This window comes from Pseudomonas sp. PDM13 (assembly GCF_025685765.1).
GTDB lineage: Bacteria > Pseudomonadota > Gammaproteobacteria > Pseudomonadales > Pseudomonadaceae > Metapseudomonas > Metapseudomonas solani.
Genome location: NZ_JAOTQU010000027.1, coordinates 1 through 18,091 on the forward strand (window position 1 = coordinate 1; position 18,091 = coordinate 18,091).

The 18,091-nt window shown below is 68.9% G+C and carries 2 protein-coding genes; both read right to left on the minus strand.

Features of this window, described 5'->3' with window-relative positions; translation table 11 throughout:
• Positions 1-5,605 (minus strand): non-ribosomal peptide synthetase (locus OEJ36_RS24280; protein ID WP_317891601.1); only part of this gene is annotated, 5,605 nt, incomplete at its 3' end.
• Position 5,606: 1 nt separating this feature from the next.
• Positions 5,607-18,050, minus strand: coding sequence for a non-ribosomal peptide synthase/polyketide synthase (locus OEJ36_RS24285; RefSeq protein WP_263403698.1), 12,444 nt, complete (start codon positions 18,048-18,050; stop codon positions 5,607-5,609).
• Between the last annotated feature and the right edge of the window lie 41 nt (positions 18,051-18,091).

An 18,091-nucleotide genomic window follows, 5' to 3' on the forward strand; every position in this document is an offset into this window, starting at 1 on the left:
GCGGTCGGTAGGTGACGTGCACCGTGGTCTCGGTGATGCCGTACATGTTGATCAGTTGCGGCGCGGTATCTCCGAAACGTTCGAACCAGAGGCGCAGGCTGTGCACGTCCAGGGCCTCGCCACCGAACACCACGTAACGCAGCGCCAGCTCATCCTGGGCGGCGCAGGCGGTCTGCATCAGCGACTTGAAGGCTGAAGGCGTCTGGTTCAGCACGGTGACGCCGGTGCTCACCAGCAGCGCGTGGAAGTCCTGCGGCGAGCGGCTCACATCGTGGGGCACGATTACCAGCTCGCCGCCGTACAGCAGCGCGCCAAAGATTTCCCAGACCGAGAAATCGAAGGCATAGGAATGGAACAGCGACCAGACGTCCTGGGGGCCGAAGTCGAACCAGCCTTCAGTGGCCTGGAACAGCCGCATGATGTTGCTGTGGGGCAGCAACGTGCCTTTCGGCTTGCCGGTGGAGCCGGAGGTGTAGATCACATAGGCCAGGTTGGCCGGCGACATCGTCACCTGCGGATCGTGCTCGGGGTAGCCCGTCGCGCCATCCAGCATCAGCGCAGCCACCGCCGCCGGGATCGGCAGGCTTTGCAGCAAGGCTGGCTGGGTCAGCAGCAGGCGGATGCCGCTGTCCTCGATCATGTAGGCCAGGCGGTCCTCGGGGTAGCTCGGGTCCAGGGGCACGTAGGCGCCACCGGCCTTGAGGATCGCCAACAGGCCCACCACCATCTCCAGGCTGCGTTCGACAGCGAGGCCCACTCGCACATCCGGGCCCACGCCGCGCTCGATCAGTTGGTGAGCCAGGCGGTTGGCCCAGGCATCGAGCTCGCCATAGCTCAGGGTCTGTGCCTCGAAGCGCAGGGCAATGGCCTCCGGGCGCAGGCGTGCCTGCTCGGCGATGCACTGGTGGGCGCACTGGGTGACGTCGAAATCACGGGCCGCCGGGTTCCACTGCTGCAGGTTCGCCTGGCGCTCCTCGGCATCGAGCAGGGGCAGTTCGCCAACGCGGCACTGCGGGTCGGCAACGATGCCGCGCAGCAGGTTGAGCCAATGGTCGGCCAGGCGCGAGACGGTGCCCGCATCGAACAGGTCGGTGGCGTAGGTCAGCGAGGCGGTGAGTTCGCCGGCTGCTTCCAGGGTGTCCAGGGTCAGGTCGAACTGGGCGGTGTGGCTGTCCCAGTCCTGCGCTTTCAGCGTCAACCCGGGAAGGGACGGCAGCGCCTCACGACCGGCGCTCTGGTGGTTGTAGAGCACCTGGAACAGTGGGCTGTGGCTCAGGCTGCGCTCCGGGCGCAGGGCATCCACCAGCTGTTCGAAGGGCAGGTCCTGGTGCGCTTCCGCGCCCAGCGCCGCATCCCGGGCCTGCCCGAGCAGATCGGCGAAGCGCGATTGCCCATCGACCTGGGCCCTGAGCACCTGGGTGTTGACGAAGAAACCGATCAGGCGTTCGGTCTCCACGCGGTTGCGGTTGGCGATCGGCACGCCGACGCGGATGTCCGCCTGCCCGCTGTAGCGGTGCAGCAGCGCCTGGAACGATGCCAGCAGCACCATGAACAGGGTCACGCCCTCGCGCTGCGCCAGCTGGGCGAGTTGCCCGGCCAATGCCGGCGGCAGCTCGATGGCCAGGCGGGCACCGGCAAAACTCTGCTGGGCCGGGCGTGGGCGGTCGGTGGGCAGCTCCAGCAACGGGTGCTCGTCGCCCAGGGCGGCGGTCCAGTAGGCCAGCTGGCGTTCGCGCTCGCCCGCCTCCATCCACTGGCGTTGCCAGGCGGCATAGTCCGCGTACTGGATGGGCAAGGCGTCCTGACGCACTGCCAGGCCCTGGCCATGGGCCCCATAGCCTTCCATCAGCTCCTGCACCAGCAGCTGCATCGACCAGCCATCGGAGACGATGTGGTGCTGGGTCAGCACCATCACATGCTCCTGCGGTGCTATGCGCAGCAGGCCGACCCGCAGCAGCGGGCCCTTCTCGAGGTCGAAGGGTTCGCTGACCTGCTTCTGCACGAAGGCGCGGATGTACGCCTCGTCCGCGCCCTCTTCCACGTCGGGCGACAGCACCAGCGGCAGGTCAGGGTGGATCAGTTGACGGGCCTGCCCATCGCTCTGGACGAAGGTGGTGCGCAGGCTTTCGTGACGCTGCACCAGGCCCGCGAAGGCCCATTGCAATGCCTCGATGTCGAGCTCGCCCTCGATCCGTAGCGCTGCAGGAATGTGGTAGGCGGCGCTGCCCGGCTCCATCTGCCAGAGGAACCACTGGCGCTGCTGGGCATAGGACAGCGGCAGGCTCTGCCCGCGATCCACCCGTGGAATGGACAGGGTCTGCACACCTGCGGATTGCTCCAGCACCTTCACGCAGGCCTTGAAGTCGGCATTCTCGAACAGCTGGCGAAGCTGCAGGTCGAGCCCCAGCTCCTGGCGAATCCGCGACACCATCTGGGTGGCCAGCAACGAGTGCCCGCCCAGCTCGAAGAAGTTGTCGTTGAGCCCTACCCGCTCCAGCTTCAGCACGTCCTGCCAGATCACCGCCAGGCGCTGCTCCAGCTCGCTCTGCGGCGCCACGTAGTGCTGCTGCACCTGGCTCGCGTCCGGTTGCGGCAGCGCCTTGCGGTCCAACTTGCCGTTGGCGGTCAGCGGCCAGTGCTCCACGAACAGCAGGTGCGTCGGCACCATGTAGTCCGGCAGCTCGGCCTTCAGCTCGGTTTTCAGGGCGTCACGCAGTGCTGCGACATCCTCCACGAGGTCCGTTGGCAACACGTAGCCCACCAGCTGGGTGCCGGTCGGCCCTTCATGGGCCAGCACCACGGCCTCGCGCACGGCATCCAGTGCGGCAAGGCGCGCCTCGATCTCGCCCAGCTCGATACGGAAACCACGGATCTTCACCTGGTGATCGATGCGCCCCACGTACTGGATGACGCCGTCGCTGCGGTACTGGGCCAGGTCGCCGGTGCGGTACAGGCGCGCACCCGGCTCGCCGAAGGGATCGGGGATGAAACGCTGTGCGGTCAGGTCGCCCCGGTTCAGGTAGCCCCGCGCCAGGCCGGCACGGCCCACGTAGAGCTCACCGATGCAGCCACGGGGCACGGGGTTGAGTTCGCCGTCGAGCAGGTACCAGGACAGGTCCGGGATCGGCTCGCCGATGGGGCTGCTGGCGTCATGTTTCAGGTCCGCCAGGGACAGCGGTCGGTAGGTGACGTGCACCGTGGTCTCGGTGATGCCGTACATGTTGATCAGCTGCGGCGCGGTGTCGCCGAAGCGTTCGAACCAGGGGCGCAGGCTGTGAACGTCCAGGGCCTCGCCACCGAACACCACATAGCGCAGTGCCAAGGGGCGCGAATCGGCGCACGCCACCTGCATCAGCGGCTTGAAGGCCGAGGGCGTCTGGTTGAGCACGGTGACACCGGTGTTCACCAGCAGGGCATGGAAGTCCTGCGGCGAACGGCTCACGTCGTGGGGCACGATTACCAGCTCGCCGCCGTAGAGCAGCGCGCCGAAGATCTCCCACACCGAGAAATCGAAGGCATAGGAATGGAACAGCGACCAGACGTCCTGGGGGCCGAAGTCGAACCAGCCTTCAGTGGCCTGGAACAGCCGCATGATGTTGCTGTGGGGCAGCAACGTGCCTTTCGGCTTGCCGGTGGAGCCGGAGGTGTAGATCACATAGGCCAGGTTGGCCGGCGACATCGTCACCTGCGGATCGTGCTCGGGGTAGCCCGTCGCGCCATCCAGCATCAGCGCAGCCACCGCCGCCGGGATCGGCAGGCTTTGCAGCAAGGCTGGCTGGGTCAGCAGCAGGCGGATGCCGCTGTCCTCGATCATGTAGGCCAGGCGGTCCTCGGGGTAGCTCGGGTCCAGGGGCACATAGGCGCCACCGGCCTTGAGGATCGCCAGCAGGCCCACCACCATTTCCAGGCCACGCTCGGTGGCCAAGCCCACCCGCACATCTGGGCCGACGCCGCGCTCGATCAACTGGTGAGCCAGGCGGTTGGCCCAGGTATCGAGTTCGCCATAGCTCAGGGTCTGCGCCTCGAAGCGCAGGGCGATGGCCTCCGGGCGCAGGCGCGCCTGCTCGGCGATGCGCTGGTGGGCGCATTGGGTCACGTCGAAATCACGGGCCGCCGGGTTCCACTGCTGCAGGTTCGCCTGGCGCTCCTCGGCATCGAGCAGGGGCAGTTCGCCAACGCGGCACTGCGGGTCGGCAACGATGCCGCGCAGCAGGTTGAGCCAATGGTCGGCCAGGCGCGAGACGGTACCCGCATCGAACAGGTCGGTGGCGTAGGTCAGCGAGGCGGTGAGTTCTCCAGCTGCTTCCAGGGTGTCCAGGGTCAGGTCGAACTGGGCGGTGTGGGAGCTCCAGTCCAGGCTCTCCACCCGCAGCCCCGGCAGTTGCAGGGCTTGGCCCGCCGCATCGGTCTGGTGGTTGAACATCACCTGGAACAACGGGCCATGGCTGAGCTGACGCTCGGGGGCCAGGGCCTGCACCACCTGTTCGAACGGCAGGTCCTGATGCGCCTGCGCACCCAGGGCGGCCTGTTTGACCTGCGCCAGCAGATCGGTGAAGGGCATGTCGCCGCGGATATCCGCATCCAGCACCTGGGTGTTGACGAAGAAGCCGATCAGGCGTTCGGTCTCCACGCGGTTGCGGTTGGCGATCGGCACGCCGACGCGGATGTCCGCCTGCCCGCTGTAGCGGTGCAGCAGGGCCTGGAACGATGCCAGCAGCACCATGAACAGGGTCAGCCCCTGGCGCTGGGCCAGTTCGCGCAACGCCGAGGCCAGCACGGTTTCCAGCTGCAGGTCCAGGCGTGCACCGCGGTGGCTCTGGACCAGCGGCCGGGCACGGTCGGCGGGCAGCGACAGCACGCTGCCGGCATCGCCCAGCCGTTCGGTCCAGTAAGCCAGCTGGCGTTGCTGCTCGCCGGCTTCCATCCACTTCCGCTGCCAGATCGCGTAGTCCGCATACTGGATCGGCAGCGGCGCCAGCGCCGCCGCTCGACCGCTGGCATGGGCGAGATAGAGCTCGATCAGGTCCTCGACCATCACCTGCGAGGAGGCGCCGTCGGAAACGATGTGGTGCAGGGTGAGGACCAGTACATGGTCGTCCTGGGCCAGCCTCAGCAGCTTCAGCCGCACCAGCGGGCCCCGCTGCAGGTCGAACGGGCGGGCGACTTCGTCATCGACGAACGCCTTGATCGCCCCCTCGTCGACAGCGCCTTCGAGGGCCTGGACCTCGATCGCCAGGCTGCCGGCCTCGACCACCACCTGGCGCAGGCCCTGCCCGTCCTCGACGAACACCGTGCGCAGGACCTCGTGGCGCTCGAGCAGGCCGTCGACGCTGCGTTGCAGCGCCTCGATATCCAGGGCACCCCGCAGCCTCAGGGCGGTGGGCATGTTGTAGGCGGCGCTCTCGGGGTCCAGGCGCCAGAGGAACCATTGGCGCTCCTGGGCGTAGGACAGCTCCAGCGAGGGGAACTCGTGGCGCGTCACCGGTATCGGCAGCGCCGAGAAGCTCATGTTCTTGCTGCGCAGTTTGTCCAGGAAGGCCTGGCGCTGTGCCAGCGGCAGGCGGATGAAACGCTGGACCAGGGAGAGGTTGTCGAGCGGGGTCATGTCAGAGGGCCTCCAGGTCAGCGAGAAAGTCGTGCATCTCATTCAGGTCGTCGCTGGAGTGAGGCGTCAGGTGTTCCGCCAGCTGCTGCGCGTATTCGGACAGGGATGAGGTTCTGAAAAGCAGGTCGAGGGGCACGGCAGCCCCCTGCTCCATCTGTAGCCGTGCGGTCGCTTGGGTCGCCAACAGTGAATGCCCACCGAGTTCGAAGAAGTTGTCGTCGCGGCCGACGCGCTCCAGCTTGAGCACGTCCCGCCAGATGTCGGCCACGCGCAGCTCCAGCTCGCCCTCGGGCGCCACGTAGGCTCGTAGCAGCTGGTTGCCGTCCGGCCTGGGCAGGCTCTTGCGGTCGAGCTTGCCGTTGGGCGTGAGGGGGAAGCGTTCGAGCACCAGCCAATGGGCGGGGATCATGTAGTCGGGCAGCGCCGACGCCAGGGCCGCCTTGAGCTGGCTGCGCAGCTCCGCCACCTCCAGAGCCTCGTGGGGCACCAGGTAGGCCACCAGCTGGCTGCCCAGGGGGCCTTCCTGGGCGACGACCGCCGCCTCGCGGATCAGCGGGTGGGCGAGCAGTTGCGCCTCGATCTCGCCCAGCTCGATGCGGAAGCCACGGATCTTCACCTGGTGGTCGACGCGGCCGAGGTACTCGATCACGCCGTCGGTCCGGTGCCTGGCCAGGTCCCCGGTGCGGTACAGGCGGGTGCCGTTGCCGAACGGGTCCGGCAGGAAGCGTTCGGCGGTCAGCGCCGGGCGGTCATGGTAGCCACGGGCCAGGCCATCGCCACCGATGTACAGCTCGCCGATCACCCCCGCCGGGTTCGGCGCGAAATCACCGTCGAGAATGAACAGCGAAGTGTTGGCGATCGGCCGCCCCAGCCAGGGTTGCGGCTGCTCCGGGGCCAGCCGGTGGACCGCCGACCAGATGGTGGTCTCGGTGGGGCCATAGAGGTTCCACACGGCAGCGCCCAGGGCCAGCATGCGCTGGGCCAGGTCATCGGCCAGGGCTTCGCCTCCGCAGAGGAAGGTGCGGCCGGCCAGGATCGCGGCGCGGGGGTGGTCCAGCAGCATGCGCCAGGTGGACGGCGTGGCCTGGATGACGCTGACCCGCTGCTGCTCGATGAGCTGCAACAGGCGCTCCGGGTCATGGGCGCTGTGCCGGTCCGCCAGCACCACGCAGGCGCCCTGGAACAGCGGGCCATAGAGTTCCAGCCCGAAGATGTCGAAGGAGAAGGTGGTCAGCGATAGCACGCGATCGGCCGCCTCGATGCCGGGCTCCAGCACCATGCTGGCGACGAAGTTGACCAGGGCCTGGTGGCGCACCATCACGCCCTTGGGCTTGCCGGTGGAGCCGGAGGTGTAGATGGCGTAGCACAGGTGCTCGCCACCGACCGCGACCTGCGGGTCGACCTGGCTTTCCTCCAGGCTGGCCGCCGGCTCCACCAGCAGCGTGCGCACGCCGGCCGGCAGGGCGAACTGCCCGGCCAGGGCCGGCTGGGTCAGCAGCAGTTGCAGGCCGCTGTCCTCCACCATGTGCGCGAGGCGGTCCTGGGGATATTGCGGGTCGAGCGGCACGTAGGCGCCGCCGGCCTTGAGGATGGCCAGCAGGCCGATCACCATCTCGACGCCACGCTCCAGGGCGATGCCGACGAGTTGGTCCGGCAGCACGCCGAGCCCGATGAGCCGGTGTGCGAGGTGGTTGGCCTGGCGGTTGAGCTGGCCGTAGCTCAGTGCCTGCCCGTCGAAGTGCAGGGCGATGGCGTCAGGCGTGGCGCGAGCCCGGGCCTCGAACAGCTGGTGCATGCAGGGCGCCTGCGGGTAGTCGGCGGCGGTGGCGTTCCACGCGCTGACCACACGCTCGTGCGCGGCCGCATCCAGCAGCCTCAGCTCGCCCAGCGGCTGTTCGGCGGCGTCGGGCATCTGCTGCAGCAGGCGGCCCAGGTGGCGACCCAGTTGCTCGATGGCGTCATGGGCGAAGGCTTCGCGCTGGTAGCTGAACTGCACCGAGAGGCATTCGCCGAGGCTGACCATCAGGGTCAGCGGGTAGTTGGTCTGCTCCTGGCTGTCCACGGCGCCGAAACGCACCCCATGGGCAGCGCTCTGCTCCAGGGCCTCGGCGATCGGGTAGTTCTCGAACACCAGGATGTTGTCGAACAGGGCTTCGCCGCCCTGCCCGGCCCAGCGCTGGATATCGAACAGCGGGGTGTGCTCGAACTCGCGCAGCGCCAGGTTCTGGGCCTGCAGCGCCTGCAGCCAGTCGACCAGCCGCTGTTCGCCGCGCGGGCTGGCGACAACCGGCAGGGTGTTGATGAACAGGCCGATCTGCTGCTCGCTGCCGGGCAGGTCCGCCGGGCGGCCGGCGACGGTGGCGCCGAAGACCACGCCCGCCTTGCCGGTATGGCGCTGCAGGAGCAGCAGCCAGGCGGCCTGTACCAGGGTGTTGACGGTGACCTTGGCGGCCCGCGCAAACGCGCCGAGCTGGCGGGTCTGCCCGGCATCCAGCTGGATGCCATGCAAGCCATGGGCGGCCGTCGCGTCGTGGGCATCCGGCCTCGGGAAGACCGATGCCAGGCGCACGGGCTCGTCCAGCACGCTCAGTTGGCGGCTCCAGAAGGCTTCTGCAGCGGCCGCGTCCTGGCGCTGCAGCCAGGCGATGTAGTCGCCGTAGCGGCCCGGGACCGAAGGCAGCGTGCCCTGGCCGTAGTGCTGCAGCACCTCGGCGAACAGCTGGGCGCTGCTCCAGCCGTCCATGAGGATGTGATGGTTGGTGTAGATCAGGTGGTGGCGATCATCGCCGCTGCGCACTAGGACCAGGCGCATCAGCGGCGCCTGGTCCAGCTCGAAGCCACGGGCGCGCTCTTCCTCGGCCAGGGTATCGAGCGCCACCTCCATGCCGGCCTGGTCACGCCAGTCCAGCAGGCTGAAGGGGATGTCGAGCTGGCGGTAGACCAGCTGCACCGGCTGTTCGAGATCGCCCTGCCAGAAGAACCCGGTGCGCAGGATGTCGTGACGGTCCAGTACTGCCTGCCAGGCCGCACGGAAGCGCGCAGGCTCCAGCCCCTCGATGTCGAGGCGGGTCTGGTTGACGTAGTTGCCGCGGGCCTGCTCGAACAGCGAGTGGAACAGCATGCCCTGCTGCATCGGTGACAGCGGGTAGAGGTCGTCGATGGCCGCAGCGGCCACCGGCAGCGCGTCGAGCTGGGCCTGGGTCAGACGGGCCAGGGGGAAGTCGGACGGGGTCACGCCCTGGTTCGCGGCGCTGCAGCAATGCTCGATCAGCGCACGCAGCTCGCTCTGGTAGTCATCGGCCAGGCGCTCGATGGTGGCGACCTCGAACAGCGCGCTGCTGAAGGTCCAGCTGAGGTCCAGCTCGCCGCCGAATACCTGGCTGTCCAGGGCCAGCTGGTTGCCCAGCGGCCCCTCCAGGTCGACTTCCTCGCCACCCGACTCCGCGGTCGGGGCGAACAGGGCGGCATCGGCCTCATCGAAGCTGCCGTCGAACTGCCCCAGGTAGTTGAAGGTCAAGCGCGGCACGGGCAACTGGCCCAGCGCGGCGCGGGCCTGGGGCTCTCCCAGGTGGGCCAGCACGCCGAAGCCGATGCCCTTGTTGGGAATCGCCCGCAGCTGTTCCTTGATGCCCTTGAGCGCGGCCCCGAGGTCCCCCTCGGCGCTCAGCCGGGCCGGGAACACGCTGGTGAACCAGCCTAGGGTACGGGTCAGGTCGATGGCGTCGAACAGGTCCTCACGTCCGTGCCCTTCGAGCTGGACCAGTACGTTCGCTTCACCGGTCCAGCGGGCGATGGTACGGGCCAGCGCCGTCAGCAGCAGGTCGTTGACCTGGGTGCGATAGGCCGCCGGGGCCTCCTGCAGCAGGCGGCGGGTCAGCCCGGCATCCAGGCGGCGACGGACCGCCACGGCGCTGCGGTGGGTCAGGGCCCCTTGCGGGTGGTCGCACGGCAGGGACACGGAGGCGCCCTGCAGCTGCGCCTGCCAGTAACCCAGTTCCGCCTGCATGGCGGTGCTCCGGGCATGGGCCTGCAACTGCTCGGCCCAGTCCCTGGTGGAGCTGGTCTTGGCCGGCAGCGCGACCGCCTGGCCACCTTCGATGCGGCGATAGGCGAGCTGCAGGTCTTCGAACAGGATGCGCCACGACACGCCGTCCACCACCAGGTGATGGATGACCAGCAGCAGGCGCTGGCTGCCGTCATCGAGGGTGGCCAGGAGTGCACGCAGCAAGGGGCCCTGTTGCAGGCTCAGGCTGCGCTGCACGGCGTTGCCCAGTTCATGCAGCGCCTGGGCGTCGGCGACCCGGGCCTGCTGCAGCAGCGCTTCGCCCTGGGCCTGCGGCTCCTGGTAGCGGGCCGTCCAGCCCGCCTCGGTTTCGCTGAAGGACAGGCGCAGCCCGTCATGGTGCTCCACCAGGCGTTGCAGGGCCTGCTCGAGCGCCTCCGGCTGCAGCGGGCGGGTCGGCTTGAGCATCACCGACTGGTTCCAGTGATGGCGCTGGGGGATGTCGTTGTCGAAGAACATCCGCTGCACCGGCAGCAACGGCGACTCGCCGCGCACCGGCCCCTGGTCGATGGTCAGGGTCGCTTCGCCCTGGCGCGCCACGCCGGCGAGCGCCTGGATGGTCTGGTGCTGGAACAGGTCTTTCGGGGTAAGGCGGATGCCCAGCTGACGCGCGCGGCTGACCACCTGGATGGAGATGATCGAATCACCGCCGAGCTCGAAGAAGTTGTCGTTCAGGCCGACCTGCTCCAGCTTGAGCACCTCTTCCCAGATCCGCGCCAGCTGCCGTTGCAGCTCGCTCTGCGGGGCCACGTAGGCCTGCTGCAGCTGGCTGATGTCCGGGCGTGGCAGGTTCTTCCGGTCGAGCTTGCCGTTGGGTGTCAGCGGCAGGCGCTCCAGGCGCATCAGGTGGGACGGCACCATATGCGCCGGCAGGCTGGCCTTGAGCTGCTCGCGCAGGCCCTCGATGAAGCCGGCCGCGTCGTCGCTGGCGACGACGTAGCCCACCAGGCGCTTGCCGCTTCCGGCCTCGCCTTCCTGGGCCACCACCACCGCCTCGCGCACGCCCTCCAGGGCCTGCAGGCTCGCCTCGATCTCGCCCAGCTCGATGCGGAAGCCGCGGATCTTCACCTGGTTGTCGATGCGTTCCAGGTAGTCGAAGGTGCCATCGGCACGCTGGCGCACCCGGTCGCCGGTGCGGTAGAGCAGGCCGCCCGCGCTGCCGAAGGGGTCGGCGACGAAGCGCTCGGCGGTCAGGCCCGGGCGGTTCAGGTAGCCGCGCGCCAGGCCGCTACCACCCAGGTAGAGCTCGCCGGTCATGCCCTGGGGCACGGGGTTGAGGTCGGCGTCCAGCACATAGGTGCTGCGATCGCCGATGCGGCTGCCGATGGGGGCATAGGCCGCGCCGCATTGCTGGTCCCGCCCGGCCTTCCAGATCAGCGGGGTGACCACGGTTTCGGTCGGGCCATAGCCGTTGATGATGAAATCGGGGTCCAGCGCCCGTTTCACCCGCTCGAAGCTGGCATTGGGCACCGCGTCGCCGCCGAAGCAGTAGATCCTCACCCGGGGCGGGTTGCCCTCGCGCTCGGCGTGCTCGGCCAGTTGCTGCAGGTACACGGGCGGGAATGCCGCCACGGTCACGCCTTCGGCCTGCATCGCGCGGTAGGTCTGCTCCGGGGTCCAGAGGCTGTCATCGCGGATCAGCAGCGAGCCGCCGTGGGTCAGGCTGGTGAGCCAGCGCTCGTGCGCGCCGTCGAAGGCGAAGGACATGAAGTGGAATTCGCAGTCGTCGGCGCGCATCTCGTAACGCTCGCCGATCGCCTGGCAGTGCATGCTCAGCGGGCCATGGGCGACGCATACGCCCTTCGGCTGGCCGGTGGAGCCGGAGGTGTAGATCACGTAGGCCAGGTGGTGCGGGTCGACCTGTACCTCCGGGGCCTGGCGCGGGTGCCGCGATAGGTCGAGGCGGTCGAGTTCCAGCACCTTGAGGTCGGCGTCCACGGGCAGCGCGGGCAGCAGCTGCGAGTCGCTCAGCAGCAACGCGAGCCCGGAATCCTTCATCAGGTAGGCCAGCCGCTCGCGCGGGTAGCTGCTGTCCAGCGGCACGTAGGCGCCCCCGGCCTTGAGCACCGCCAGCAGGGCGACGATCAGGCCATCGCCACGGGGCAGCGCGACGCCGACCCGGACTTCCGGCCCGATGCCCTGGGCCACCAGCTCGTGGGCCAGCTGGTTGGCGCGGCCCTCCACCTCGGCGTAGCTGAAGCGCTGCCCGGCGAAGATCACCGCGGTACGTTGCCCCTGCGTTGCGGCGAGCTCGGCGAAACGCCGGTGCACCGGCGTCTCGACCGCATAGGGTTGCGGCAGGTTCTGCTGCTGCAGCCGCGCCCGTTGCTCAGGGGTGACCAGGGCGATTTCGCCCAGCCGGCGCTCGGCCGATACGCAGAATTCCTGCAGCAGGTGCAGCAGTTGCCCGGCAACGCGGGCGACGGCCGCCTCGGAGAAACGGGCGGGCGCATAACTGCAGTGCAGGGCCAGTGTTTCTCCCAGGGTCACACCGACGCTCAGGGGGTAGTGGGTCTGGTCGAAGTTGCCGACTGCGCCGAAACGCACCCCGAGCGTCCCGCCCTGGCGGAGTGCTTCGGCGATCGGGTAGTTCTCGAAGACCAGGATGTTGTCGAACAGGGCCTCACCGCCCTGCCCGGCCCAGCGCTGGATGCTGGCCAGCGGCGTGTGCTCGAACTCCCGCAACGCGAGGTTCTTCTCCTGCACCGCTTGCAGCCAGTCGGCCACGCGCTGGTCCGGCCGGGAGCCGGCGACCACCGGCAGGGTGTTGATGAACAGGCCGACCTGCTGCTCGATGCCTGCCACCTCGGCCGGGCGCCCGGCCACCGTGGTACCGAAGGCCACCGACTCGGCGCCGGTGTGGCGCTGCAGCAGCAACAGCCAGGCGGCCTGCACCAGGGTGTTGACCGTGACCTTCTGCTGGCGGGCGAACGCGTTCAGGCGCTGGGTGCGCTGCGGGTCCAGCGCGACATCGAGCAGGCGGTGCCCGCCCGCCTCCAGCAGGTCCTGGGGCTGGACACTGGCCTGGGCGAGCAAGGTGGGCTCCTGCAGCTCGGCGACCTGCTGCTTCCAGAAGCCTTCGTCACGCACCGCATCCTGCTGTTGCAGCCAGCGGATGTAGTCACGGTAACGGCCGACGACGGGGGCAGGCGCCTCTCCGCTGTAGCGCTGCAGGACCTCACCGAGCAGCTGCGAGCTGCTCCAGCCGTCCAGCAGGATGTGATGGTTGGTGAACACCAGGTGGTGGCGCTCGTCGCTCGTGCGGATCAGCGCCAGGCGCAGCAGGCCCGGTTGCGCCAGGTCGAAGCCACGTGCCCGGTCCTCTTCGAGGAAACGCGCCAGCGCCACGTCGATATCGCGACGGCCACGCCAGTCCAGCTCCAAGAAAGGCAGGCTCACCTGGCGGTGGAGCACCTGCAGCTGATGGGGCAGGTCGCCCTGCCAGAGGAAGGACGTGCGCAGGATGTCGTGGCTGTCCACTGCCGCCTGCCAGGCGTCGCGGAAGCGCTGCGGGTCCAGCCCGTCGACGTCCACGCTCAACTGGTTGATGTAGGTGCCATCCCCCTGCTCGTAGAGGCTGTGGAACAGCAGGCCCTGCTGCATGGGCGACAGCGGGTAGATGTCTTCCACCGCCTGGGCGGGCAGCCCGAGCGAGTCCAGCTGGGCCTGGTCCAGGCCGGCCAGGGGGACATCCGAGGGCGTGAGGCCCGCTGCGTCTGCCTGGCAGCAGTGCTCGACCAGGGCTTGCAGCTCCAGGCCGTAGCCGTCCGCCAGTTGGCGGATGTCGGTTTCGTCGAACATGTCCTGGCTGAAGGTCCAGCGCAGTTCGAGCTCGCCGTCGTAGACCTGCCCTTCCACGCCCAGCCAGTTGTCCAGGGGCGCATCCGCGCTCTGTTCGGCCCCGGCACGCTCGCCGGCGGGCACCAGCAGCGCGCCCTCGCGGCTGTCGAAGCTGCCGTCGAACTGTCCCAGGTAGTTGAAGGTGATGCGCGGCTGCGGCAACCGTGCCAGCGCCTCGCGGTCCGCCGCCTGCCCGAGATGACGCAGGATGCCGAAGCCGATGCCCTTGTTGGGGATGGCCCGCAGCTGCTCCTTGACCCGCTTGAGGGTGTCCGCAAGGCCCGGAACCGGGCTCAGGCGTACCGGGAACAGGCTGGTGAACCAGCCGACGCTGCGGCTGAGGTCGATGCCGTCGAACAGGTCTTCGCGGCCATGCCCTTCCAGCTGGATCAGGACATGCTCCTGCCCCGCCCATTGGCCCACGACCCTGGCCAGGGCGGTGAGCAGCAGGTCGTTGACCTGGGTGCGGTAGGCCGCGGGGGCCTGCTGCAGCAGCTGCCGGGTGCGCGTCCGGTCCAGCCGGCTGCGTACCACCCGCGCGTGGCGGCTTTGCAGGCCGCCTTCCGGGTTGCGGCACGGCAGTTCGGTGGTCACACCCTCGAACTGGGCGGTCCAGTACCCCAGCTCGCGCCTGGCCGTCTCGCTCTGGGCGTAACCCTGCAGCTGCTCGGCCCAGCTCTTGTAGGCGCTGGTCTTGGCCGGCAGGGACGGTCGCTCGCCCTGGGCACTTTGCTGGTAGGCCCGCTGCAGGTCTTCCAGCAGGATGCGCCAGGACACGCCGTCGACCACCAGGTGGTGCACGGCGAGCAACAGGCGCTGGGTGCCGTCCTGCAGGGTGGCCAGCACCGCGCGGAGCAGCGGCCCGTCACGCAGGTCGAGGCTGCGCTGTGCATCGGTGCACAGCGCTTGCAGGTCGTCATCCGCCACGTCGCCACGCACCCAGAGCAGGGTCGGCAGGCCGGCAGCAAGGCCGGCCAGTTCCGCCCGCCAGGCCTCGCCGCGCTGTTCGAAGCGCGTGCGCAGCGCATCGTGATGCACGACCACGGCGTGCAGCGCCTGCTCCAGCGCGGCAGCCTGCAGCGGCTCGAGCGGGCGCAGCAGCAGCGCCTGGTTCCAGTGGTGCCGGTCGGGGATGGCCTCGTCGAAGAACCCGTGCTGGATCGGCAGCAAGGGCAGCTCACCGGTGACCGGCCCCTGGTCGATGCCCTGCCCGGCCTCGCCGAGGCGGGCCACGGCGGCCAGGGCCTGGACGGTCTGGTGCTGGAACAGATCGCGCGAGGTGAATGCGATACCGGCCTGGCGGGCCCGGTTGACCAGCTGGATGGAGACGATCGAGTCGCCGCCCAGCTCGAAGAAGTTGTCGGTCAGGCCGACCCGCTCCAGCTTGAGCACGTCCTGCCAGAGACCGGCGATGCGCTGCTCCAGCTCGCTGCGCGGTGCCACGTAGGCCTGTTGCAGCTGGCTCGCATCCGGCAGCGGCAGGGCCTTGCGGTCCAGCTTGCCGTTGGGGCTCAGGGGCAGCGCATCGAGGAACAGGATATGCGCCGGCACCATGTAGTCCGGCAGGCTGCCGCGCAGCTGCTCCCGGATGCCCTCGCGCACGTCGTGCTGGGCATCGCCAGGCGCCTGGGCCAGGGCCTTGTCCGCCGCCACGACATAGGCCACCAGTTGCAGCGCCGATTCGCCCTGCACGGCCTGTACCGTGGCATCGCCGACGGTGTCCAGCTCCAGCAGGCGCGCCTCGATCTCGCCCAGTTCGATGCGGAAGCCACGGATCTTCACCTGATGGTCGACACGGCCGACGTACTCGATGACGCCGGCCTCGTTGAAGCGCGCCAGGTCACCGGTGCGGTACAGACGGCCACCGGTGGTGGAGAACGGGTCGGGGATGAAGCGCTCGGCGGTGAGGCCGGGGCGCTGGAAGTAACCTCGGGCGAGCAGCTCGCCCCCGATCATCAGTTCGCCCACCACACCCACGGGTACCGGCTGGCCGTTGCCATCCAACAGGTAGGTGCTGCGCCCGGGCAAGGCGCGACCGATCGGCAGGACCAGCGGCAGCGCCTGGCGGCCCTCGACATAGTCGCTGCAGTCGAAGGTGGTGGCGGTGACGGTCGCCTCGGTCGGCCCGTAGGTGTTGAGCAGCCGTACCTGTTCGAGCCCGGCCTGGCGCCAGGCCTGCACCCCTTCCGGCGGCATGGCTTCACCGCCGCTGTGCACCTGGCGCAGCACGCCGTAGTCGCGCGGCCCGGCTGCGGCGAACTCCTTGGCCATCATGTTCCAGTAGGCAGTGGTCAGGTCCATGACGGCGATGCGCTGTTCGAGGATCTGCCGGTACAGCGTCTCGCTGTCCCACACCTCGGTGCCTCGCATGACCACCGATGCACCATGGATCAGCGGCCCGTACAGCTGCTCGGCGAAGGCGTCGAAGTTGAAGGTGGCGAACTGCAGCACGCAGTCGCCGCGTTCCAGGCGGTAGTAGTGCACCGCCGCATGGGCGTGCCCGGCCAGGGCGCCGTGGCTGATGGCCACGCCTTTGGGCCGGCCGGTGGAGCCCGAGGTGAACATCACGTAGGCCAGGTTGCCGAGGCTCGCACGCGGCGGGAGGTTGTCGCCGGCGGCATGTGCCCCGGCGTCTTCGTGGTCCAGGCACAGGGTCGGCAGCGTATCGGGGATCGGCAGGCGCTCGAGCAGTGCGGCCTGGGTCAACAGCAGCCGGCAGCCGCTGTCCTCGATCATGGCGGCCAGGCGCTCGCGGGGGTATTGCGGGTCCAGCGGTACATAGCCGCCGCCGGCCTTGAGCACGGCAAGAATCGCGACCACCAGCTCCAGGCTGCGGTCCACCGCGACACCGACCAGTACTTCGGGCCCTACGCCCCGCTCCACCAGCACATGGGCCAGGCGGTTGGCACGGTTGTTCAGCTGGCCGTAGGTCAGCCGCTGGCCCTCGCAGACCAGCGCCAGCGCCTCCGGATCACGGGCGGCCTGTACCTCGAACAGCCCATGGACGCACTGCGTGACGGGCTGGGCCTGCTCGTGGCACCCCCAGCCCTCCACCAGTTGGCGGTACTCGGGCTCGGCCAGCAACGGCAGCTCGCCGACGCTCTGTTGCGGGTTCCGCACCATGCCGTGCAGCAGGTTGGCCCAATGCTGCGCAAGGCGCTCGATGGTGGAGGCGTCGAACAGGTCGCTCGCGTAGGTGAAGGAGGCATGCAGGCGGCCCGCCTTCTCGAAGGTGTCCAGGCTCAGGTCGAACTGGGTGGTCCGGCTCTCCCAGTCGATCACGCCCAGTTCCAGTCCGCTTCCCACCTTGAGGGTGGTGACATCCGCCACGTCGGGCTGGTGGTTGTACATGACCTGGAACAGCGGGTTGTAGCTGAGGCTGCGTTCCAGCTTCAGCGCCTCCACCAGGCGCTCGAAAGGCAGGTCCTGGTGGGCCTGGGCGCCGAGAGCGGTCTCCTTGATGTCGCGCAGCAGGTCTCCCAGGGAGGTGCGGCCGTCCAGGCGGATGCGCAGCACCTGGGTGTTGACGAAGAAGCCGATCAGCCCTTCGATCTCGCTGCGGTTGCGGTTGGCGATGGGCACGCCGATGCGCAGGTCGGTCTGCCCGGTGTAGCGGTGCAAGAGGACGTTGAAGCTGCCCAGCAGCAGCATGAACAGTGTCACCCCGTGCTGCCTGGCCAGCTCGCGCAGCTGCTCCGACAGCGCCGGCTCCAGGGCCAGCTCATGGCGCAGCCCCTGGTAGCTCGGCAGCGCCGGGCGTGGATGGTCGGTGGGCAGCTCCATCACCGGGTGCTCGTCGCCCAGCTGCGCGAGCCAGTAGCCGAGCTGGCGCTCCTGCTCGCCCGCCTCCAGCCATTGCCGTTGCCACAGCGCATAGTCGCGGTACTGCACCGGCAGCGGCGCCAGCTCGGGCTCCCGCCCCTGCTCGTGAGCGTCGTAGAGCCGGCAGAATTCCTCGATCAGCACGCCCATCGACCAGCCATCGGAGACGATGTGGTGCAGGGTCAGCAGCAGGACGTGTTCACGCTCCGCCAGCCGCAGCAGGCGCACCCGCAGCAGCGGTCCATTGGCCAGATCGAAGGGTTGCAGGGATTGCTCCTGCGCCTGTCGGGCGACCTCCACCTCGCGCTCGGCGCTGGGCAGCGCACTGAGATCGTCACGCTCGATGACCAGCGGGGCGTCGAAGGCGACCAGGCGCAGGCTGTCATCCTCGGTTGGCCGGAAGACCGTGCGCAGCGTCTCGTGGCGCGCCACCAGGCTGGCGAAGGCGGCTTCCAGGGCGGCCTCGTCCAGCGGCCCGGTCAGGCGCACGGCCGCCGGCAGGTTGTAGGCACCGCTTTGCGGGTCCAGGTGCCAGAGGAACCACATGCGCTGCTGGGCATAGGACAGCTTGTCGCGCTCAACGGACTCCACCCCCGACGGAATCGGGAACACCGAGAAATCGATGCCTTCCTGGCGCAGGCTGGCGAGGAAAATCCTGCGTTTCTCCAGGGGCAGCTCGATAAAGCGGCGCGCGAGTTTCAGGGAGTCTTCTGCATTCATCGGTCTTCTTCCGTGCACGTGGGCAACGAGCGTTCAAGGCT